The 20,216-nt window shown below is 30.4% G+C and carries 20 protein-coding genes and 1 tRNA gene; 12 read left to right on the top strand and 9 right to left on the bottom strand.

What is annotated here, in order from left to right; translation table 11 throughout:
• The first annotated feature begins 3 nt into the window (after positions 1 to 3).
• Positions 4 to 2,475 (top strand): PIG-L family deacetylase, encoded by a 2,472-nt coding sequence (locus Q0049_RS09570; RefSeq protein ID WP_298119146.1) that lies wholly within the window; start codon positions 4 to 6, stop codon positions 2,473 to 2,475.
• Positions 2,476 to 2,585: 110 nt separating this feature from the next.
• Positions 2,586 to 4,286: a sodium:solute symporter gene (locus Q0049_RS09565; RefSeq protein ID WP_298119144.1), complete on the top strand. Its 1,701-nt coding sequence runs from the start codon at positions 2,586 to 2,588 to the stop codon at positions 4,284 to 4,286.
• A 48-nt stretch (positions 4,287 to 4,334) separates the two neighbouring features.
• Here Q0049_RS09565 and Q0049_RS09560 read toward each other — a convergent pair whose 3' ends face one another.
• Complete coding sequence (locus tag Q0049_RS09560) at positions 4,335 to 5,189, bottom strand: DUF2911 domain-containing protein (protein ID WP_298119142.1); 855 nt, start codon at positions 5,187 to 5,189, stop codon at positions 4,335 to 4,337.
• Positions 5,190 to 5,334: 145 nt separating this feature from the next.
• Between Q0049_RS09560 and Q0049_RS09555 the strand changes: the two genes are divergently transcribed.
• From Q0049_RS09555 to Q0049_RS09545, 3 genes are all read left to right on the top strand, one after another.
• Positions 5,335 to 5,799, top strand: a complete 465-nt coding sequence (locus Q0049_RS09555; RefSeq protein WP_298119140.1) for an SRPBCC family protein — start codon at positions 5,335 to 5,337, stop codon at positions 5,797 to 5,799.
• A gap of 55 nt (positions 5,800 to 5,854) precedes the next feature.
• Positions 5,855 to 6,547, top strand: a complete 693-nt coding sequence (locus Q0049_RS09550) for an SDR family NAD(P)-dependent oxidoreductase (RefSeq protein WP_298119138.1) — start codon at positions 5,855 to 5,857, stop codon at positions 6,545 to 6,547.
• Positions 6,548 to 6,638: 91 nt separating this feature from the next.
• Positions 6,639 to 7,925 carry a deoxyribodipyrimidine photo-lyase gene (locus Q0049_RS09545; RefSeq protein ID WP_298119136.1) on the top strand — a complete coding sequence of 429 codons (1,287 nt, stop codon included), beginning with the start codon at positions 6,639 to 6,641 and terminating at the stop codon, positions 7,923 to 7,925.
• Between the two features lie 358 nt (positions 7,926 to 8,283).
• Here Q0049_RS09545 and Q0049_RS09540 read toward each other — a convergent pair whose 3' ends face one another.
• The 5 genes from Q0049_RS09540 to Q0049_RS09520 are packed head-to-tail and all read right to left on the bottom strand — an operon-like array spanning position 8,284 to position 11,850.
• Positions 8,284 to 9,129: a hypothetical protein gene (locus Q0049_RS09540; RefSeq protein ID WP_298119134.1), complete on the bottom strand. Its 846-nt coding sequence runs from the start codon at positions 9,127 to 9,129 to the stop codon at positions 8,284 to 8,286.
• 3 nt (positions 9,130 to 9,132) lie between these two features.
• A complete protein-coding gene (locus tag Q0049_RS09535) occupies positions 9,133 to 9,792 on the bottom strand; it encodes an HAD family phosphatase (protein WP_298119132.1) in 660 nt (219 codons plus the stop codon).
• A 56-nt stretch (positions 9,793 to 9,848) separates the two neighbouring features.
• A complete protein-coding gene (locus Q0049_RS09530) occupies positions 9,849 to 10,565 on the bottom strand; it encodes a tRNA threonylcarbamoyladenosine dehydratase (RefSeq protein WP_298119130.1) in 717 nt (238 codons plus the stop codon).
• Positions 10,566 to 10,606: 41 nt separating this feature from the next.
• Positions 10,607 to 11,251: a TatD family hydrolase gene (locus tag Q0049_RS09525; protein WP_298119127.1), complete on the bottom strand. Its 645-nt coding sequence runs from the start codon at positions 11,249 to 11,251 to the stop codon at positions 10,607 to 10,609.
• Positions 11,251 to 11,850 carry a DUF1684 domain-containing protein gene (locus tag Q0049_RS09520; protein ID WP_298119125.1) on the bottom strand — a complete coding sequence of 200 codons (600 nt, stop codon included), beginning with the start codon at positions 11,848 to 11,850 and terminating at the stop codon, positions 11,251 to 11,253. The genes Q0049_RS09525 and Q0049_RS09520 overlap by 1 nt, the downstream gene beginning before the upstream one ends.
• A gap of 94 nt (positions 11,851 to 11,944) precedes the next feature.
• Here Q0049_RS09520 and Q0049_RS09515 point away from each other — a divergent pair, with 94 nt between their 5' ends.
• Positions 11,945 to 13,177 (top strand): MFS transporter, encoded by a 1,233-nt coding sequence (locus tag Q0049_RS09515; RefSeq protein WP_298119123.1) that lies wholly within the window; start codon positions 11,945 to 11,947, stop codon positions 13,175 to 13,177.
• Between the two features lie 10 nt (positions 13,178 to 13,187).
• Complete coding sequence (locus Q0049_RS09510; RefSeq protein ID WP_298119121.1) at positions 13,188 to 13,742, top strand: hypothetical protein; 555 nt, start codon at positions 13,188 to 13,190, stop codon at positions 13,740 to 13,742.
• 6 nt (positions 13,743 to 13,748) lie between these two features.
• Here Q0049_RS09510 and Q0049_RS09505 read toward each other — a convergent pair whose 3' ends face one another.
• Complete coding sequence (locus Q0049_RS09505) at positions 13,749 to 14,318, bottom strand: hypothetical protein (protein ID WP_298119119.1); 570 nt, start codon at positions 14,316 to 14,318, stop codon at positions 13,749 to 13,751.
• 323 nt (positions 14,319 to 14,641) lie between these two features.
• On the opposite strand from Q0049_RS09505, the gene Q0049_RS09500 reads away from it, so the two are divergent.
• The 4 genes from Q0049_RS09500 to Q0049_RS09485 all read left to right on the top strand — a co-directional run bounded on the left by Q0049_RS09500 (position 14,642) and on the right by Q0049_RS09485 (position 18,647).
• Positions 14,642 to 15,001: a BlaI/MecI/CopY family transcriptional regulator gene (locus tag Q0049_RS09500; protein ID WP_298119118.1), complete on the top strand. Its 360-nt coding sequence runs from the start codon at positions 14,642 to 14,644 to the stop codon at positions 14,999 to 15,001.
• A gap of 110 nt (positions 15,002 to 15,111) precedes the next feature.
• Positions 15,112 to 16,956, top strand: a complete 1,845-nt coding sequence (locus tag Q0049_RS09495; RefSeq protein WP_298119117.1) for a M56 family metallopeptidase — start codon at positions 15,112 to 15,114, stop codon at positions 16,954 to 16,956.
• 116 nt (positions 16,957 to 17,072) lie between these two features.
• Positions 17,073 to 17,987 carry a hypothetical protein gene (locus tag Q0049_RS09490; RefSeq protein ID WP_298119115.1) on the top strand — a complete coding sequence of 305 codons (915 nt, stop codon included), beginning with the start codon at positions 17,073 to 17,075 and terminating at the stop codon, positions 17,985 to 17,987.
• 519 nt (positions 17,988 to 18,506) lie between these two features.
• A complete protein-coding gene (locus Q0049_RS09485; protein WP_298119203.1) occupies positions 18,507 to 18,647 on the top strand; it encodes an SsrA-binding protein in 141 nt (46 codons plus the stop codon).
• Here Q0049_RS09485 and Q0049_RS09480 read toward each other — a convergent pair.
• On the bottom strand, positions 18,644 to 19,156 hold the full coding sequence (locus Q0049_RS09480; protein WP_298119113.1) for an adenine phosphoribosyltransferase: 513 nt from the start codon (positions 19,154 to 19,156) through the stop codon (positions 18,644 to 18,646). The genes Q0049_RS09485 and Q0049_RS09480 overlap by 4 nt on opposite strands.
• A gap of 70 nt (positions 19,157 to 19,226) precedes the next feature.
• Between Q0049_RS09480 and Q0049_RS09475 the strand changes: the two genes are divergently transcribed.
• A tRNA-Arg gene (locus Q0049_RS09475) sits at positions 19,227 to 19,300 on the top strand.
• Positions 19,301 to 19,596: 296 nt separating this feature from the next.
• Here the strand turns inward: Q0049_RS09475 and Q0049_RS09470 are convergent.
• Positions 19,597 to 20,208: a hypothetical protein gene (locus Q0049_RS09470; RefSeq protein WP_298119111.1), complete on the bottom strand. Its 612-nt coding sequence runs from the start codon at positions 20,206 to 20,208 to the stop codon at positions 19,597 to 19,599.
• Positions 20,209 to 20,216 lie beyond the last annotated feature (8 nt).

The raw sequence follows: 20,216 nt of genomic DNA, 5'->3' as shown, positions 1-20,216 counted from the left end.
CCAATGCAGAAATATTACGCTTTTCTATTCCTACTCTCTTCTTTCATCGTTTTTGGACAACGACCACAAAAGCCCAATGCTGTAGAAATATATCATCAAATTGAAAAACTAAACTTTTTAGGTTCTGTACTTTATGTTGCAGCACATCCTGATGATGAAAATACCCGATTAATATCATATTTATCTAACGAAAAAAATGCTCGAACAGGCTATCTTTCCTTAACTCGTGGCGATGGAGGTCAAAATCTAATTGGTCCTGAACTTCGTGAATTGCTCGGTGTAATTAGAACGCAAGAACTTATTGAAGCTCGTAAAATTGATGGTGGTGAACAATTATTTTCGCGTGCCAATGATTTTGGTTTTTCTAAAAATCCAGATGAAACGTTACAAATTTGGGATAAGGAACAAGTTTTGAGTGATGTAATTTGGGCAATTAGAAAATTCCAACCCGATGTAATTATCAATCGTTTTGATCATCGTTCACCCGGAACTACTCACGGTCATCATACTGCTTCTGCAATGTTGAGTTTAGAAGCTTTTGATAAAACTAATGATGCCTCTTTTTTTCCAAATCAGTTGCAATATGTTACCACTTGGCAACCAAAACGTATTTTTTTCAATACTTCATGGTGGTTTTATGGAAATAAAGAAAAATTTGAAAAAGCAGATAAATCCAATTTAAGCAAACTGCAAACAGGTGTTTACTACAAACAATTTGGTAAATCCAATCAAGAAATTGCTGCGTTAAGTAGAAGCTGTCATCAATCACAAGGTTTTGGAAATACTGGAACTCGTGGTGAAGAAGAAGAATATTTAGAATTTCTAAAAGGCGAAACTTTAAACGATAAAACCAATTTATTTGAAGGTATTGACACCACTTGGAATCGAGTAAAAGGTGGAAATGTTATTGGATCAATTTTAGAAAACGTACAGAAGAATTTCGATTTTAAAAATCCTGAAGCAAGTATAACCGAATTGGTAAAAGCTTATGATTTAATCCAAAAACTAGAAGACAACCATTGGAAAAGTATAAAATCGGAAGAAATTAAAAAGATAATTGCAGCTTGTGCAGGTCTATTTATGGAATCTGTTGCCGATGTTCAAGAAGTTGCTACTGGAAGTCGAACTAAAGTGAAACAAGAAGTTATTAATAGAAGTACGGTGAAAATGTTTTGGCTGAATGGTCCAAATAATATAATCAAAACACAACTTCCTTTTAATAAAGTTATTAATGATAATATTGAAGTTGAAATTCAAGATATTGACCCTTTTACAAGTCCTTATTATTTAAATGAAAAAGGAACTGATGGAATGTATGTTGTTAGCGACCAAAGAAATATTGGTAAACCTGATATTATTTCAAGAGTTTTTGATGTTTTCAATATCGAAATCAATGGTATTGTCATTCCTTTTGAGAAAAATATTGTGTACAAATACAATGACGATGTTAAAGGTGAAGTTTATCAACCACTTGATATTGTTCCTGTTGCTACGTCTTCAATTCAAGAAAAAGTATATATTTTCCCGAACAATAAAGAAAAAGCTGTTGTTGTAAAAATCAAATCTGGTAAAGAAAATATTTCAGGTTCGGTGAAATTAGAAGTACCTCAAAATTGGACAGTTACTCCTGCTTCGATTCCGTTTACATTGACTAAGAAAGGCGAAGAACAATTGGCTGTTTTCAATGTAACACCTTCAAAAGAAGCATCAGATGTAACTTTAAAAAGTATCATTACCATTGATGGACAAACTTTTGATAAAGAAAAAATAGACATCAATTATCCGCACATCTACAAACAAATGGTTTTGAAACCTGCTGAAGCAAAAGCTATTAAATTAAACATCAAAACTAAAGCTGAAAAAATTGCTTACATCATGGGCGCAGGCGATGAAGTTCCAAAAAGCTTGATGCAAATGGGTTATGAAGTTTCCGTTCTAAAACCAGAAGAAATTTCAAATGAAAAACTTCAAAATTTTGATGTGGTAATGACAGGAATTCGTGCTTATAATGTTGTTACAGCACTTGGCTTTAAACAAAACATTCTTTTTGATTTTGTTAAAAATGGCAAAACGATGATAGTCCAATACAATACTTTGGACGATTTAGTTACAAAAGAAATCGCACCTTTTTCTCTAAAATTATCTCGCGATAGAGTAACTGAAGAAAATGCAGAAGTACGCTTTTTAAATCCAAATCATCCTATTTTAAATACTCCAAATAAGCTAACATCAGACGATTTTAAAGGTTGGAAACAAGAACAAGGTTTGTATTATCCTAGTGAATGGGATGCTAATTTTACACCAATAATATCCTCTAATGATAAAGGTGAAAAGGCAAAAGATGGTGCCATTTTAGTAGCAAAATATGGAAAAGGAAATTACATCTATACCGGAATTAGTTTCTTTAGAGAATTACCAGAAGGTGTTCCTGGTGCTTTTAGATTATTAGCAAACATGATCTCAATTGGAAAATAATATGGAATTTAAAAAGCAAAATAAATGGAACAACAATTATACTTGGCTTTTAGTAATGAATGCCATTTATATCATCATTTTTTTTATTTTAATGCAAATCTTCTATTAATATGCAGCAACTCGATTGGATAATACTTTCTGTTACACTTTTATTTATAGTGATTTATGGTGTATACAAAACTAAAGGAAGTAAAAATGTAGAAGATTACATTTTAGGAAATAAGCAAACTAATTGGTGGACAGTAGGATTATCAGTTATGGCAACTCAAGCTAGTGCCATTACTTTTTTATCAACACCAGGACAAGCCTATCATGATGGAATGGGTTTCGTTCAATTCTATTTTGGTTTACCCATAGCAATGGTTGTTATTTGCTATACTTTTATTCCTATTTACAACCGTTTAAAGGTTTACACAGCATATGAATATTTAGAACAGCGTTTCGATTTAAAAACACGTTCTTTTGCTTCAATTATCTTCTTGATTCAACGTGGATTAGGCACAGGATTTACGATTTATGCGCCAGCGATTATTCTTTCTACACTATTAGGATGGAATTTGACTTTGCTCAATATTATCATTGGAATTCTTGTAATTATTTATACGTATACAGGAGGAACAAAAGCGGTAAACGTAACACAAAAACAACAAATGTTTGTGATTATGAGTGGAATGTTCATTACGTTTTACTTAATACTTCACATGTTGCCAAACGAAATGACCTTTAGTAATGCCTTACACATTGCAGGAGCAAATGACAAAATGAATATTGTTGACTTTTCCTTTGATCCAGAAGAACGTTATACTTTTTGGAGTGGAATTGCTGGTGGTTTTTTCCTTAGTCTTGCCTATTTTGGAACGGATCAATCACAAGTAGGACGTTATTTATCTGGTAAATCAGATAGAGAAAGTCAGAAAGGTTTGATTATGAACGGATTTTTGAAAGTCCCAATGCAATTCTTTATTTTACTAACAGGTGTGATGGTTTTTGTTTTTTTCCAATTTAATGATGTTCCTTTAAATTTTAATCCTGTAAATAAAATTGCGATTGAAAAATCAAAATATGCCGAACAATATCATGCTTTAGAAAAACAATTAAATGATTTAACCGAAGAAAAAAAGGAGTACAATTTATTGTATATGGATCATTTGAATCAGAATTATGATAATCCAATATTGAGAAATAAACTTGTTGCTATTTCGGGTAAAGAAAAAGACTTACGCGACCAAGCCAAAGAGTTAATCATCAAAGCCGATCCAAAAGCTGAAACGAATGATAAAGATTATGTGTTTTTGTATTTTATTTTAAATTATTTACCAAAAGGATTGATTGGTTTACTACTTGCCGTAATACTTTCTGCGGCAATGTCATCATCAGCTTCTGGATTAACCGCTTTAGCTTCAACGACAGCAATTGATATTTATAAACGTAATCTTAAAGAAGAAAAATCTGAAAAACATTATGTAAACGCAACTAAATATTTCACTTTACTTTGGGGAATTATTGCAATTCTTTTTGCATGTGTAGGAACTTTATTTGAAAATTTAATTCAGTTAGTAAACATCGTTGGTTCTATTTTTTATGGTACTGTTTTAGGAATTTTCCTCGTTGGATTCTACATCAAATATGTTAAAGCAAGAGCTATTTTTTGGAGTGCTTTAATCAGCCAATTAACTATTTTTTACATTTATTATTTGGATGCAGTTAGTTTCTTATGGCTCAATTTTATTGGTGCCGTATTGACTATTATGTTATCCATTTTAGGACAATTCTTCTTCAAAGAAAAAGATAAAATCGAAATTACCGCATAAAAAAACGTCCCAATAATTTGGGACGTTTTCATTTATATAATGAGCAAATTATTTTTTACTCCATTCTTTTATACTATCATTATTCATTTTAACATAGTCTTGATTACCGTCTTTTTCAGCACCAGCTAAAGATAATTTTGCTGTTTCAATTGCACCTTTTTTATCACCAAGTTTTCCTTGAATTAATGATTTTAAACGTAAATGCCAATAAGGTGCATCTTCACCTGGTTTTACCATAGTAACTGCTTTATTTACATATTCTAAAGCTTTGTTCAAATCACCATTTGATTGGAAATAATATTGAGCTGAAGAAAAATAATCACCCGCAGTTGGTCCTGCTAAAACTTTAGCAATACTTGCCATAGCTGCTTTTTGTGTTGGTACTTCAAATTTCACAGAAACCATTGTTTTCTCCCATGAAATATCTAAAGTTGCACTATCATTTGTAATATTATTTATAGCCATAGTAAATGTTTCAACATGATTGTTTAGCATCACTGGATCAACATTCAAACTTACAGCTACTTTATTCACATCATAATTTTCTGGTAAACCCCAATTATCAGTAGTAGTGTAAAAAATAACTTCCCAAATATCCGCTTTTGGTAACGTAAAAATAGCATACTTTCCTTTTTTTACTGTAGTTCCGTTAATCACCACATCTTCACTAAAAGAAACAGTTGAATTAGCATTTGCTCCTGTTCTCCATAACTTACCAAAAGGAACTAAATCACCAAAAACTACTCTTCCTTTTGCACTTGGTCGTGAATAATCTAAAGTAACATCTGTTAAACCAACTACTTGATTTAAAACTGATTTAGGACTTGGTTGTGGTGTTTTCACCTGTGCTTCTACAGCAAAATTCGCAATTGCAATTGCCAATAAAATAAATATTTTTTTCATGTCATTTGTTTTAGAATTCCAAAATTACAAATTGTATTGGCTTCAAATGTTAATTTAAACTTAAATGATACTATTTTTTGTTTAACAAATATTTTAAATGGTTAAACATTTATTATCTTTACCACGAATTAAACGTATAATTTAGATGAAAATTTATAGACTACATACCAAACAAAATTTGCCAATATCAATAGATGAAGCGTGGGCGCTTTTGTCTGATCCAAAAAATTTACAAAAAATAACTCCCGATTACATGGGGTTTAAAATACTTTCTGGTGCTGACAGACCAATGTTTCCCGGACAGATAATCCAGTACATTGTAACACCAGTTTTAGGAATTCCTGCAAAATGGGTAACCGAAATCACTCATGTTATTGATAAACAGTATTTTGTTGACGAACAACGTTTTGGTCCTTATGCTTTGTGGCATCACAAACATTTTATCAAAGAAATTCCTGGAGGTGTTGAAATGGAGGATATAGTAGATTATAAAGTTCCAATGGGAATTTTAGGTCAATTAGTACATCCGTTTTTAGTGAAACCAAAGCTTAACGAAATATTTGAATACAGAAGAAAAAAATTAATCGAAATGTTCGGTGAATTTAAATGATAAAGAAATTTAAAATAAATAAGCATCATGAGATGTTTACTAAATGTAGCATAAAATGAAAAACATACTATTAATTGGTGGTTCATACGGAATTGGATTAGCCATTGCAAAAGAATTACAATATGAAAATAAGGTTTTTGTAGCTTCAAGAACCAATGATGAAATAGCCGAAATGCACGTGACTCATATTCCATTTGATGCCACAACTGACACTTTAGATACCTCAAAATTGCCTGAAACTATTGACGGATTAGTATATTGTCCTGGAAGTATCAACCTGAGACCTTTTAAAGGTTTAAAACCTGATGCTTTTGAAAGTGATTTACAAATAAATTTTATAAGTTTGGTAAAAGTAATCCAATCTGTTTTACCAAATTTGACTGCTTCCAATCAATCTAGTATTGTGCTTTTTAGCTCAGTTGCCGCAAGTATGGGAATGCCTTTTCACACGAGTGTTGCTGCTGCAAAAGGCGCTATTGAAGGTTTTGCCAAAGCATTAGCGGCAGAATATGCTCCAAAAATTAGAGTGAACGTAATTGCTCCATCATTAACTGACACACCATTGGCTGATAAATTTTTAAATAACGATGTTAAAAGAGAAAAATCAGCTGAAAGACATCCTCTAAAAAGAGTTGGAACCTCAGAAGATATGGCTCAAATGGCAAGTTTTCTTTTAAGTGAAAAAAGCAGTTGGATTTCTGGACAAATCTTCCATGTAGATGGCGGAATGTCAACTTTACTAATTTAAGGTTTAATTTGGTTTAAAAGTTTAATATGGTTTACTTTTAAACAACTTTAAACTAAATTGAACTTTTAAACAATTTTAAATCACCAAAATAATGAACATATTCTGGTTTCGAAGAGATTTACGATTAGATGATAATGTTGGACTTTTTCATGCTTTAAATAGCGGTGAAGAAGTACTTCCCATTTTTATTTTTGATGAATCCATACTTTCACAACTTCCTAAAGATGATGCTCGGGTAACATTTATTCATCAACAGTTAGAAAATATCCAAAATCAACTGAAAAATATTGGTAAATCATTAGCTGTATTTCATGGAACACCTCATGAAGTTTATAAGAAATTGATTTCGGAAAACAATATCAAATCGGTTTATACCAATAATGATTATGAACCTTACGCTCGAAAACGCGATTTAGATTTGTATCATCTTTTTAAAGAAAATAATATTGATTTTAAAACGAGTAAAGACCAAGTCATTTTTGAAAAAAGTGAAGTCGTAAAAGATGATGGAACTCCTTATGTAGTTTACACACCTTATACGAATAAGTGGAAAGAAAACTTCAAAAAAATCCAATTAATCAATTATAATTCAGAAGATTACTTAAATAAAACTACACTTCACTCCTATCCGTTTTTGAGTTTATCTGACATAGGTTTTGAAACTTCATCCATTAAAGTTTCTTCTTTTGATATTTCAAATAACTTAATCGATAATTACGAAGCAACCCGAAATTTTCCTGCATTAAATAAAACTTCATATTTAGGAATTTACCTCCGTTTTGGAGCAGTTTCAATCAGAAAAATGGTAGCTAAAGCTTTGCAAAGTAAAAACGAAACTTTTTTGAAAGAATTGATTTGGAGGGAATTTTTTATGCAAATTCTATGGCATTTTCCTCACACTAACAAATCAAGTTTCCGTCCAAAATACGACAAAGTAAAATGGGAAAACAACGAAGTTTTATTTAAAAAATGGTGCGAAGGAAAAACGGGTTATCCTTTTGTAGATGCAGGAATGCGCGAGCTAAATGCAACTGGTCACATGCACAATCGTGTTCGTATGATTGTAGCTAGTTTTCTATGCAAACACTTATTAATCGATTGGCGTTGGGGTGAAACTTACTTTGCAACTAAACTTTTAGATTATGAGCAAGCAAGTAATGTAGGCAATTGGCAATGGGCAGCTGGAAGTGGCGTTGATGCAGCACCTTATTTTAGAATATTTAATCCAACAGAGCAAATCAAAAAATTTGATAAAGACTTAAAATACATAAAAAAATGGATTCCTGAACTAGAAACTCAGTACTATCCTAGTCCGATTGTTGATCATAAAGAAGCTCGTGAAAAATGCTTGAAAGTTTATAAAGAAGCTGTCGGGTAAAATTAGTGTTCATTATTCAGTGTTCAGTGTTCAGTGTTCATTATTCAAAATTTATAAAACTATTTATTCTTAAAACTCATTTATTAATCACACTTTTCAACTTATCAACCTAAATTACATATCCTTTGGAATTCATGTGCAAAAAAGCTCTATTTAGAATGTTATCATTATTCAATTTTTTTTTACATTTTTTCCAAAGTCTGAAGTAAGAACTTCCAACAAAAATGAATAACACCATCTTTAAGCTTATTGATGCTATCTTGTTTTCAAAATCATTAATTCCCTTATAAAAAGGTTTTTCTTGTGAAATTTCAAAAGAGGAAGATTAATAATATAATAAAGATTCTTCATTAGACATTTATTTATATCGAAAATTCACATCCCACTCACTTTTAACCACGATACCATGAGAAATTGCTGGCACCCAATTTGAACTCAATACAAAATTTTTAATTTTATCTTCGAAGTATTTTTGGAATCTATAATTGTATTTATTTTGAAATGTTGTTTCTAATTTAAGTTTAGAAATACTTCCATCTTCATTTATAACGAAACTACATGTAGACCAAGAATAATATTTTTCATTTTTATATTTAAAATCTTTTGGATAAGTAATTAATGAATCCAATTCTTTATCTATATCCTTAAACTGTTGATTATATTTTTTCCCCAAAGATTTTTTATATCTTATAACATTATCATCACATTCTGAAAAATTAAAAACATATCCTTTTCTGATATTTTCTATCACATAAAGACTATCTGACTTATTATCTAACTTTTTGAAAAAATCTTTACCAAATTTATCGTTAACTAATTTATCCATACAACTTCTATAGCAATTATCTCTAGGTATAAACGAATGTGTTACAATTGTTCCTGACATACATCCAACTAAAACTAGTTCATATTTTATTTTAAGTTTTTCAATTTCATTTTGAAAAAAATCAATATTTCTAGTTCTAGAACCATATCCTTTATAATCATAATAAGTCATGTTTCCATTTGAAAAATCTTTTTTTGCTCTCTCTATTTCTGAAAAACAATTGCTATCTCTTGTATCAACTTTGCCAATCATAGTTTCATAATAGACTGCACTTGAATCAATAATAGTATCATCATTATGCATACTAACACTTCTTTCCTTTACTTGAGAAAAAGAGGCACTATACAATATTAAAAACAAAAATATTATCTTCTTCATAATTTATTTTTCTATCATTTTAATCTTCTCAAAACTCAACTCACTAAAATGACTAATTACTGCATCTGCTTTTGAATAATCTTGCATTTTTGAATTAACGCTATCATAACCAATACAGTAAATTCCAGCAGCTTTGGCAGCTAAAATTCCATTGGTGCTATCTTCGATTACGATACAATTTTCTCTTGGTGTTTCAGATAAAAAAGCCGCATGCTCAAATATAGCAGGATGTGGTTTCGATTTAGGAAAATCCTCTCCAGAAACGATATGAGTAAAGTATTGATGCAAACCAAATCGATTGAAAATTCTATTAATCGTAACTTTTGCAGATGAAGAAGCTAAAACCAATTGCATACCATTTTGATACAACTCTTTAATCAAATCTTCCACTCCATCTAATAAATATAAATCTTCCTTTTTATCGAAAGCTTCATTAAAAAGATTGCGTTTGGTTTCTACTAGCGTTTGAACATCTTGTTCCAAATTAAAATGCGCCTTCAATTTTTCAAAGATATTCTTAGTTGAATTCCCCGTAAAAGACGCATAAATTTCTGGTGTGATTTCTATATTTAATTGCTTAAAATGTTCGTTATAAGCATAATGATGCACTGGTTCCGTGTCAACAATTACGCCATCCATATCGAAAATTACTGTTTTTATCATTTTATATTCGCCACGAAGGCACTAAGACACAAAGTCTTTTTAAAACTAATTACTAATTACTCTTTTTTTATCAAATATCGAATCACGGTTTCCGCCATATACAAACCAAAAAGACCTGGCATATAACTGTTTGTGCCGTAAAATGATTTTTTATAGTTACTTCCATCGGTCATTTTTAAGCTACTTTCATCTTGAATTTCTGAAGAAAAAACTACTTTTAATTTATCTATTTTGTGTTCTTTCAAACGTCGTCTGATGGTTTTAGCAAACATACAATTTACCGTATTGGAAATGTCTGAAACTTTTACTTTAGCAGCTTCCATTTTTCCTCCTGCGCCCATTGAAGATATTATTTTTACTCGTTTGCGTTTGGCTCCAACAATCAAATTTAGCTTTGGCGTTACGCTATCAATACAATCTAAAACGTAATCATATTTTTCTTCTACAATTTCAAAAGCTCTTTCTGGTGAAAGAAACTCTTGCAATCTTGTCAAATTCAACTCTGGATTTATATCCATTAATCGATCACCAACCACATGTACTTTTGGTTTTCCTTCAGTAGAATGTAACGCTGGTAATTGTCTGTTTACGTTGGTAATATCGACCACATCACCATCTACAATAGTAAGACTTCCAACACCAGCACGAGCTAAAAACTCGGCTGCAAACGAACCAACGCCACCCAATCCGACAACCAAAACATGGGCGTTTTTTAAATTATTTAATCCTTCTGGTTTGAATAGTAATTCTGCTCTTTCTTGCCACTTTGCCATTCTTTTTTAGTTTAAATTGTTTAAGGTTTAAAAGTTTAAAGTTATTTGAAAACCGTATTAAAATTTACTTTCAAAATTTCAATCAAATCTTCAATTTTTATGTTTTTGTATTTTGCTGCTAAAATATAAACTTCTTCTAAGGTTTCTTCAATAGTATCTGTTTCCAGGAAAAATCTATCATTTGAAACCGATTTAAAAACAGTTTCCAAATCGGGATTTCTTAACAAATATTTTCCAAAAGAAAGATAAAATCCGTTGTCTATCAATTGCTTTGCTACCTGTTCATTTTTAGAAAACCCATGAATTACAATCGGAACTTTTATTTTCAATCGCTTTTTGATGGCAATCAATTCATCAAAAGCAGCAACCAAATGTAAAACTAATGGTTTTTGATATTTTTCTGCTAAGGCAATTTGCTTTTCAAAAACTTCTATTTGTAATGCTAATGGAATATCAATTCGTTTGTCTAATCCGCATTCACCAAGAGCTAAACATTCATCCAATTGCAGTTTTTCTTCAATAACTTTTAAATCATTTTCTAAACGATTCACATCAATGTACCAAGGATGAATTCCGATGGAATAGTTAGGAATAGTCGCATCAAATTCCCATGGATATTGATTGACTAATTCTAAAATTTCATTAGAATTTGTGAATTTGTGAGTATGTAAATTGAAATACTTCATTAGTCATGAAACTTCTTAACTCCAGCTAAAATCTCGACATTCAAATCGTTCTCCAATGGAACAATCGGGCACGAATATTTATGATTATAAGCACAATACGGATTGTAAGCTTTGTTAAAATCAATTTTCCAAAGTTTTCCTTCTTGAATTCTTAAATCTACATAACGACCACCAATGTAGCTTTCTTTGCCCGAAGTCAAATCTGAAAAGGGTAAAAATAAATAATCATTAAAACCCGGTTTTTTAATTAAATCTATATTTTGATAAACATTTAATTTGCAAGCAACGCCATCAATTGTAAAATACAGTTCTCCATATTTTTTATACAATGGTAAACGATTTGTTGAAGTTTTCATTTTAAAAGCTTTCTCTTTCTTTGTTCTAACAAAAGTTGCCTCAACAATATAGTTATCGCTAATTGGAAAAAAATCTAAAGCTTTAAAGTTTTTTAAATCTTCATCTGTCAAAGGACTTTTCTCTTTATCGGCATAGTCCAAATTAAGATTATCTTGAAACTCTATAGCGGTTTGGGCTGTTTTATCTTGTGCATTCGAAATTAAAAAACATGAAATTAGAAGGAAAGTGAACAACTTTTTCATCAGAATATTTTTTACAAAAATAGTTCAAAAGATGTTATACCACAAAGTTGCCAAGCCACAAAGTTTTATACCTTTGCAAAATAACCAATGATCCATGTTTAAAAACGCTTTCCGCAAATATATCGACAATTTTAGAGGTTTCAGAAGAGAAGTTTGGATACTTACTTTAGTGACCTTTATCAATCGTGCTGGAACAATGGTTTTGCCTTTTTTATCAAAATATTTGTATGAAGATTTACATTTTTCTGAAATACAAATTGGAAATATTTTAGTTTGTTTCGGATTAGGTTCTATGTTGGGTTCATGGCTTGGAGGAAAACTTTCGGACAAAATTGGATTTTATAAAATAATGATATTCAGCTTATTCGTAAGTGGATTAATGTTTTTTGGTTTACAATATATCACAAGTTATATTGGGCTTTGCATTGCCGTTTTTTTGATTATGGTCGTTGCCGATATGTTTCGTCCTGCCATGTTTGTGTCACTTGGCGCTTATGCTAAACCCGAAAATAGAACTCGAGCATTAACATTAGTAAGACTCGCTATTAATCTTGGTTTTGCCGCTGGACCAGCTTTAGGCGGATTAATCATTATGAATATTGGTTACAAAGGACTTTTTTGGGCAGATGGCGCAACCTGTATTCTAGCCATTTTCATCTTTTGGTTATTAGTAAAAGAAAAGAAAAAACCTGCCGAATCGAAAGAAGCAAAAGCACTTCTTGAAGCCAATAGAGAATCGGTTTTTAAAGACAGACCTTTTTGGATTTTCTTATTTATGTGTGTCATCACTGGCGTTTTATTCTTTCAATTGTTTACTACCATTCCATTGTATCATAAAAAACAATTTGATTTAAACGAACTTCAAACAGGTTTATTACTGACATTAAATGGTATATTAGTTTTCTTTTTAGAAATGCCTATTGTAAGTTATATTGAAAGAAACAAATTGAACAAAGTAAAAATAGTAACGATAGGTTGTTTACTTATGACTGTGAGTTTATTTTCACTTTTAATCAACTTTTGGGCTGGAATATTAATCATCATGATGTTGTTTATGACTGTTGCTGAAATGTTTGCGTTTCCATTTTCCAATTCATTTGCAATGAGTCGTGCGCCAAAAGGTCATGAAGGTCGTTATATGGCAATTTTTACTATGAGTTTTAGTGCTGCACATATTTTGAGTGCTAAAATAGGAATGAGTATTGTTGCTTCTTATGGATATCAAATGAATTGGTTATTCATGGGAATTTTAGGGCTAATTGGAACTGCTGCTGGTTATTGGGTAATGAAACTAGTAGAAAGGGAAAAATTAAAAATTGAGAATTAAAAATTAATAAATGGAACCATTTATAGAATTACTTTCGTTTATAGATGACCATTTTATTGATGGAATTTTCGTTAGTGTTCTTTTGATAATCATTTTTAAAAAGTTTTTAAAATCAATTAAAACAAAAACTGCCCTTGAAATAGTAAGCTACTTGATGATTTTTTATTGCTTGTTATCAATTATTTATCTTTTTTTAATTTCAGTAGTTAAGGTAGATTCTGAATTGTATGCTTCTTTTATAAATCGAGCTACAGGAATTTACAAATTGACCTACATTTTAATGCTTTTTTCACATTCATTTCTTCCATTACTTTTATTATTTAAGAAATTTAGAAGTAAGTTATTTCTTGTCTTTTTTATAGCATTATTTATGAATTTAGGTTGGTTATTCGAATCTTTTGTAATTCATTCAACCACTATTCATAGAGATTATGAAGGTGATAGAAATGTTTTTTTACCTTTTGATAGAGAACTAATTATTTTTGGAAAAGGATTTTTATTGGGAATTTTGGCATTAATAATTGGTAATATAAAGGAGTACAGATTAGGGAAAATTAAGAATTAGTAATTTTTACAAAAATCTCCTTCTTATTTCTTGAAAAGACTGATTTGTAGATATCATTTCCTCAATAATTTCTTGTCGCAAAACATCAATATTATCTTTATTTAGATATTTTGCCCAAGCAGTTTCTTCGAATAAAGTTCTTATTTGTTTGATTAATTTGGTAGTTTCTGAAGATGATCTTAAAACTTTATCGGAAGTGTAATTTGAACTTTGTTTGTGATAAAAATTCACAGATTTAGATTCATAATTGGCTTCAAGAAAGTAAATCTTATCAACATCATTATCGTGATAAAAATCAACCCAATTAGCATAACCAAGTTTGGTTCTATTGGAATTTGGCACTTCGACTGCGCTCAGTGTGACAACAGAATTTGAAACCAATCTCCATTTACAATTGGCTACTCTACTCCAATGATTGGACAAACGATAGACTCCATTTTCTACAAAATAATAACAACTACCCGATTTACTTTTGAAATTTAATTTCAAATCTTTAATTGAATCAAAATCGACTTCTTTGAAAATACAAAAAGTGTATTTGTGAAAATTGGTTTTATTGTAGGTTTTAATTGGCATTACTATTTTCTATTGGAACAAAAGTAAGTAATTATTGTTTCACATAAATTAAACGAATTTGATAGATTGATTTAATTTATTATTTGCATCTAGAGTAAAAAATCACTTCGACAAGCTCAGTGTGACAATAAGTTATAAATATTATATTGAAAAAAAGGCATTATCAAAGTAAGTCCAATTAAAAAACGATTGTCACTCTAAGCCTGTCGAAGACCTTTTTATATCATTTTTAAATATTCAAACGTTAAATTTAGTTAATTAACTATAAAAATAGTTGTGTAACTAAAAATATAGTTATATGTTTGTCTTATAAAATAAAAATCATGCAAAAGTTAACCAATAAAGAAGAAGAAATCATGCACATTTTATGGAAGCTAAAAAAAGCTTTTGTAAAAGAAGTCATGGCGGAAATAACTGACGAACAACCACATTACAATACACTATCTACCATCATTAGAAATTTGGAAGACAAAGGATATGTAAGTCACAATGCTTATGGAAATACACATCAATATTTTCCAATTATTGCTCTTGAAGACTATCGCAAAGAATTTATGAATACGGCAATTGAAAACTATTTCAATAATTCTTATAAAAATATGGTTTCGTTTTTTGCTGAAGAAGAAAAAATTTCTGCTGATGAATTGCGTGAGATTTTAGAAATCATAGAAAAGAGAAAATAGAGTAAAGAAAAAAGAGAATTGAAGTTAGATTAATACATTTAATTACATAAAAAGTGATGAAATTTTAATATTGAAATTGCTTTTTGAAATTGAAATTGACATTAAAAATCATGGAAGAAATTGTAACTTACTTATTAAAATCAAGCGGATTGTTAGCTACTTTCTTTCTTGCTTATTACTTTTTGTTGCGAAAAGAAACATTCTTTACAAGCAATCGTTGGTTTTTACTTTCGGGATTATTTGCTTCCATCCTATTGCCTTTATTTTTTATTACTAAAATTGTTTACGTTGAAAGTCCGAAAATTACTTTACCTGTTGCAACAAAAAAAAATGACTTACCTGTAATTATTGACAAAGCAACACCAATTCCAACGGAAAGTATTGATTGGCTTCAAATCTTGCTTATTGTCTACGGTATTGTCGCAACAATCTTAATTATTAAAGTCATTATTGATATGATTTCGCTTGCTAAACTGTTGAGAAAACAAAACATTCAGAAGCAAGAAGACTTGTCTTATATCAACATAAATCAAGATATAGCGCCTTTCTCATTCTTTAATTATATTGTGTTTAATTCAAGTCTATACTCGCAAGAAGAACTAAAAAGTATCTTATTGCATGAGACAATTCACAGCAAAGAAAAGCACTCTATTGATGTTATGGTGTCAAAATTATTTACCATTGTTTTTTGGTTCAATCCATTAGTTTGGTTATATCAAAAAGCTATTATTCAAAATCTAGAATACATTGCCGATAGCAAAGCAATACAAAATATAGAAGACAAAAAGTGTTATCAAATGGCACTTTTAAAGGTAGTTACTCATCAAAACTGCTTATCCATCACCAATCATTTTTATCAATCATTAATCAAAAAACGAATCGTTATGTTAAACAAAAATCAATCCAACAAAAGAAACATTTGGAAGTATGCGTTAATTCTTCCAGTAATTACTGCTTTCGTATTTTTATTTCAAATAAAAGTTGTCGCACAAGAGAAACAAGTAAAAGCTAAAAAGGAACTAAATAACACTGTTATTGATAGTGTAAAAGCAATTCTTGTAAAAACTATGACCGACAAAGATGCCACTGACTCAGAAATGAAAGAAGATTCTCGAATTTTAAAAGAACAACACGGTATTGACTATACCTTTTCAAAAATCAAACGAAATGCAAAAGGTGAAATAACGGCTATTAAAATTGAATTTGACGATCACAAAGGTCATAAAGGAATTTCAGAAACTGATGGATACGAACCTATTGAACCTATCTATTTCACAATTGATGAAGATAAAATTGGGTTTTCTGATACCAACGATTTATCTGGATTCGAAGTTGATGAAAAACTTTCTAAACAATTTGGAACTGAAATTAAAGTAAAAAAAATAACTTCTCAAAAAGGTTATCCAATTCCACCACCACCACCTCCAACACCACCAGTTGGAAGAAAAAAAATCAGTTATAATAAAATTGAGATAAATGAAGAAAAAAACAGATTTTACATTATAAACGGTAAAGAATATTTTCAAAATGAATTAAAAGGCTACACTTTAAAATGTGATGGTTCCATTACGTATTATGATGAAGAAGAAGCCGTTAAAAAATTTGGAGAAAAAGCTAAAGATGGTGCAATGGTTTTCGATGGCGTTACTACACTTGAGAAGATTAATATTTCGAAGGAAATGTCTGAGAGAAAAACAATAATTTTTTCAAACGATAATGGTGATGATATTGTTTTCATTCCATCAGAAAAAATTTTAAAATTACCTCGCTATCCATCAATTCGATTAAATGATGAAGGTTTAGTGCTTACAGTAAATGGAGTACAAAAATCGAATCCATTAGAAACTTTGAATCAAATGAATTTACAAAATGTAAAATCAGTGAGAGTTTATGATGAAAATGGAAAAGAAACTCCAGGATCACAAACCAAGAAAATTGTAATTACTACTAAGTAATTTGCTAAATCTTACATAAAAAAGTTAAAAAATTGTAAATCTATATTCGTTGAAATTGTCAACTTTATAAATTTGTTTCAGAATTTTATCAATCAATAAATCAAATAACAAATCTTATGAAAACACAATTTAGAAACTTTGCTTTTGTGCTTCCTGTTTTAGTTACGTTTCTTTTTACTCACAACGCAACTTTTGCACAACAAAATCCGTTTTCTTGGAATAATCAAGCCAATAGTGATGACATTGTAATGACTTGGAACAAGAATACTCCTGAAAGCGAAATGAAAGATGATATTAAAGCTTTGGGTGAAAAAGGGATTACTATCAAATATTCAGGTGTAAAACGCAATAGTAAAGAGGAGATTACGGCAATTAAAGTAGAATATTCCGATAGAAAAGGAAATAAAGGCAAAATGGAATTGGACAACACTAATCCAATTGCAACAATCAAGTTTTTTAAACAAGGTGATACCGTAGGTTTTGGTGAACCTTCAAATGGGAACGACTTCTTTGCCGGAAATCCTATGATGGGTGGTTTTGCTGGTGCAGATGAACTTATGAAACGTTTCAACTTTGGTGGAGACAAAAATTCTCAATCGTATAGTTTTACTTTTCCTAATGATGGTGATGGATTAAGTAAATCTAAATCTCGCATCCAAATTCAAAAAGATGGAAGAAAACCTTTAGTAATAGAAGATGGTGTAGTTATTGAAGGTGCTGACGATTATTCTACTGAAGAAATTGAAGAAATCAAAAAGAACAATAAATTTGAATTTTCTGATGGTTTTGGAAATAACTTAGGCGAAAAACAATTTGATTTCCGCAGTAATGAAGGGTTAGAAAACTTTAAAAAACAAATGGAAGAAATGAAGTCGTCTTTTGGAAGTTCTAAAGAAGATGGAGATTTAAAAAAAACAAAAGAAGAAATGCAAAAAGCAAAAGAGGAAATGGTTAAAGCCAAAGAAGAACTTGAAAAAGCAAGATTAGAATTAGAAAAAGCGAAAGCGACAACTAAAATAAGAAAAACTTAAAAACTAAATATCATTCGTAATTGAAAATGCCCCAAAAAGTTAGACACTATTTGGGGCATTTTTTATGGAAAGAAAAATTAAATATTATTACGGATTTAAATTAGAATCGGTGACGTTTTTTTTTCACAAAGTTTCGCAATACTTAAATCTTTTGCGCCTTTGCGCCTTTGCGAGAGAAATAAGTAATCTGTGACGTTTTTTTGTTTCACAAAGTTTCGCGAAGTTTGACACAAAGTTTGAAAATGTTTTTTTTAACCACACTTCGACTAGCTCAGTGCAGGCTACGAAGCATAGATTTTCTTCGAACATAAAGTCGCTTTGCTCTTGATAGATTACAAAGAATAATTTGCGAAATTGAAGTGGATTCTTTTGTTTCACAGAATTGTTTTTTAGAATTTTCTTTGCGCCTTCGCGAGAGAAATAAGTAATCTGCGTAATCTCGGTTACTTTTTTGAAATATAGAATTTTATAAACCAATTAAATTAAAAAAAATAAAAAAACTATCTTTGCAAAAAAATGATGTTCAAAGTCTTAGCAAAAATCAACAAGTTATTACTACCAAGTTTTACCAAACAGCAATTGGATTTGGCTAAAGCTAAAAAGTGGCAATTGGCTCTTATTGCTTATCGTTATTATGTTACTTGTCGTGCCAATGATTAATAAGTCATTGCGGCAAAAATTTCGTTAGTTCCTAATTTGTCTCTTCCATTTAAAAAAGACAATTCCATTAGAAAATTACATTGAACTATTTCTCCGCCTAATCGTTCTACAAGTTCGCAAACAGCTTTTGCAGTTCCACCTGTAGCTAAAACATCATCGTGAATCAATACTTTATCACCTTTTTCAATTGCATCGATATGAATTTCTAGTGTGTCTGTGCCATACTCTAAATCGTAAGTAGCAGAAATCGTTTCGAATGGCAGTTTATTTGGTTTACGAACAGGTATAAAACCTGCATGTAAAGCTTCTGCGAGAAGAATTCCAAAAAAGAAACCTCTACTTTCTACTCCAATTACTTTATCAATTTTTTTATCTTTTAAACTTGAAAGTAATATCGCTAGAGTTTCTTGTCTTGCTATTGGGTCATTAAGCAACGGAGTAATGTCTTTGAATCCAATTCCTGGTTTTGGAAAATCCTGAATATCACGGATGTACTTTTTTAGTGGCATATTTTTAAATTTTAAAGTAAATTTGATTTGCAAGTTACACAAATATACTTATATTTGCACCCACAAAAAAGGCCTCGTGGCGCAACTGAATAGCGCATCTGATTACGGCTCAGAAGGTTACTGGTTTGAATCCAGTCGAGGTCACGAATAAATACTATATAAAAGAAAAAACGCTAAGCTTGCTTGAGCGTTTTTTCTTTTATATAGTATTTTCAAAGCGGAGCTTTGATGGATGTTGCGTAGCAAAATCCATTCGTGAAAGTTATTATTAAACTAAAACAAAATAATCAATCACCATAAAAACGCTAAGCTTGCTTGAGCGTTTTTTCTTTTATATAGTATTTTCAAAGCGGAGCTTTGATGGATGTTGCACAGCAAAATCCAATCAAAAAAAAGCTTTACACTTACTATAGAATTATTTTTAATTAATTAGCAATCTATTAACTGTTATTTTTTGAACGTCCTGCCATTTGTTCTTTTGTCGTTACACCTTTTTCTGAAATAAAATCAAACATAACAACCAAATCGCCTATAACCTCATCTTTAGAAATTCCGATACTTGGATTTGATTTTAATGTGGCATTGGCTATTGACTTTAAGATAAAAGATTGACCTTTTAAAACTGTAGATGCATCTTTAAAAAACACACGCATAACTGGGCTAGAAATATGACCTCGCAATTCTACACTTTCAATTTCATTCCATGGCACAAAAGCATTGCGAAAAATTTGTTGATTAATAAATAACCCATCGTTAGAAACTGCTAATGGTGGTCTTTTTAAGTCTTGCTTGAAAAATAGATAAACTAATCCTAACGAAGATATAACTAAACCCCAACTAGCAATAGCATTTATTGTTGCTGGCCATCCTACTTCCACATTCAATCGCATTCCTCTTTTATACACCACAGCATCATGCACTCTGCCTTCGTAAAAAAACTGAGCCACTATCATAGCCAAAACACTAATTACAAGAAGTATTGCAATATTTCGCAACGCTTTTTTTATTCCATCGGAATGTTGTGCAACGTAAATATATTGATCTGTTTTCATTGATATAA

The organism is Flavobacterium sp. (assembly GCF_027484205.1).
GTDB lineage: Bacteria > Bacteroidota > Bacteroidia > Flavobacteriales > Flavobacteriaceae > Flavobacterium.
The sequence above is the reverse complement of the archived record's forward strand: the minus strand, read 5'-3'. Positions and strand labels throughout refer to the sequence as shown.

Excerpts from the sequence above, each read along its gene's own strand:
- Q0049_RS09570 (WP_298119146.1), top strand. The coding sequence starts at position 4 with ATGCAGAAATATTACGCTTTTCTATTCCTACTCTCTTCTTTCATCGTT.
- Q0049_RS09565 (WP_298119144.1), top strand. The coding sequence starts at position 2,586 with ATGCAGCAACTCGATTGGATAATACTTTCTGTTACACTTTTATTTATA.
- Q0049_RS09560 (WP_298119142.1), bottom strand. The coding sequence starts at position 5,189 with ATGAAAAAAATATTTATTTTATTGGCAATTGCAATTGCGAATTTTGCT.
- Q0049_RS09555 (WP_298119140.1), top strand. The coding sequence starts at position 5,335 with ATGAAAATTTATAGACTACATACCAAACAAAATTTGCCAATATCAATA.
- Q0049_RS09550 (WP_298119138.1), top strand. The coding sequence starts at position 5,855 with ATGAAAAACATACTATTAATTGGTGGTTCATACGGAATTGGATTAGCC.
- Q0049_RS09545 (WP_298119136.1), top strand. The coding sequence starts at position 6,639 with ATGAACATATTCTGGTTTCGAAGAGATTTACGATTAGATGATAATGTT.
- Q0049_RS09540 (WP_298119134.1), bottom strand. The coding sequence starts at position 9,129 with ATGAAGAAGATAATATTTTTGTTTTTAATATTGTATAGTGCCTCTTTT.
- Q0049_RS09535 (WP_298119132.1), bottom strand. The coding sequence starts at position 9,792 with ATGATAAAAACAGTAATTTTCGATATGGATGGCGTAATTGTTGACACG.
- Q0049_RS09530 (WP_298119130.1), bottom strand. The coding sequence starts at position 10,565 with ATGGCAAAGTGGCAAGAAAGAGCAGAATTACTATTCAAACCAGAAGGA.
- Q0049_RS09525 (WP_298119127.1), bottom strand. The coding sequence starts at position 11,251 with ATGAAGTATTTCAATTTACATACTCACAAATTCACAAATTCTAATGAA.
- Q0049_RS09520 (WP_298119125.1), bottom strand. The coding sequence starts at position 11,850 with ATGAAAAAGTTGTTCACTTTCCTTCTAATTTCATGTTTTTTAATTTCG.
- Q0049_RS09515 (WP_298119123.1), top strand. The coding sequence starts at position 11,945 with ATGTTTAAAAACGCTTTCCGCAAATATATCGACAATTTTAGAGGTTTC.
- Q0049_RS09510 (WP_298119121.1), top strand. The coding sequence starts at position 13,188 with ATGGAACCATTTATAGAATTACTTTCGTTTATAGATGACCATTTTATT.
- Q0049_RS09505 (WP_298119119.1), bottom strand. The coding sequence starts at position 14,318 with ATGCCAATTAAAACCTACAATAAAACCAATTTTCACAAATACACTTTT.
- Q0049_RS09500 (WP_298119118.1), top strand. The coding sequence starts at position 14,642 with ATGCAAAAGTTAACCAATAAAGAAGAAGAAATCATGCACATTTTATGG.
- Q0049_RS09495 (WP_298119117.1), top strand. The coding sequence starts at position 15,112 with ATGGAAGAAATTGTAACTTACTTATTAAAATCAAGCGGATTGTTAGCT.
- Q0049_RS09490 (WP_298119115.1), top strand. The coding sequence starts at position 17,073 with ATGAAAACACAATTTAGAAACTTTGCTTTTGTGCTTCCTGTTTTAGTT.
- Q0049_RS09485 (WP_298119203.1), top strand. The coding sequence starts at position 18,507 with ATGTTCAAAGTCTTAGCAAAAATCAACAAGTTATTACTACCAAGTTTT.
- Q0049_RS09480 (WP_298119113.1), bottom strand. The coding sequence starts at position 19,156 with ATGCCACTAAAAAAGTACATCCGTGATATTCAGGATTTTCCAAAACCA.
- Q0049_RS09470 (WP_298119111.1), bottom strand. The coding sequence starts at position 20,208 with ATGAAAACAGATCAATATATTTACGTTGCACAACATTCCGATGGAATA.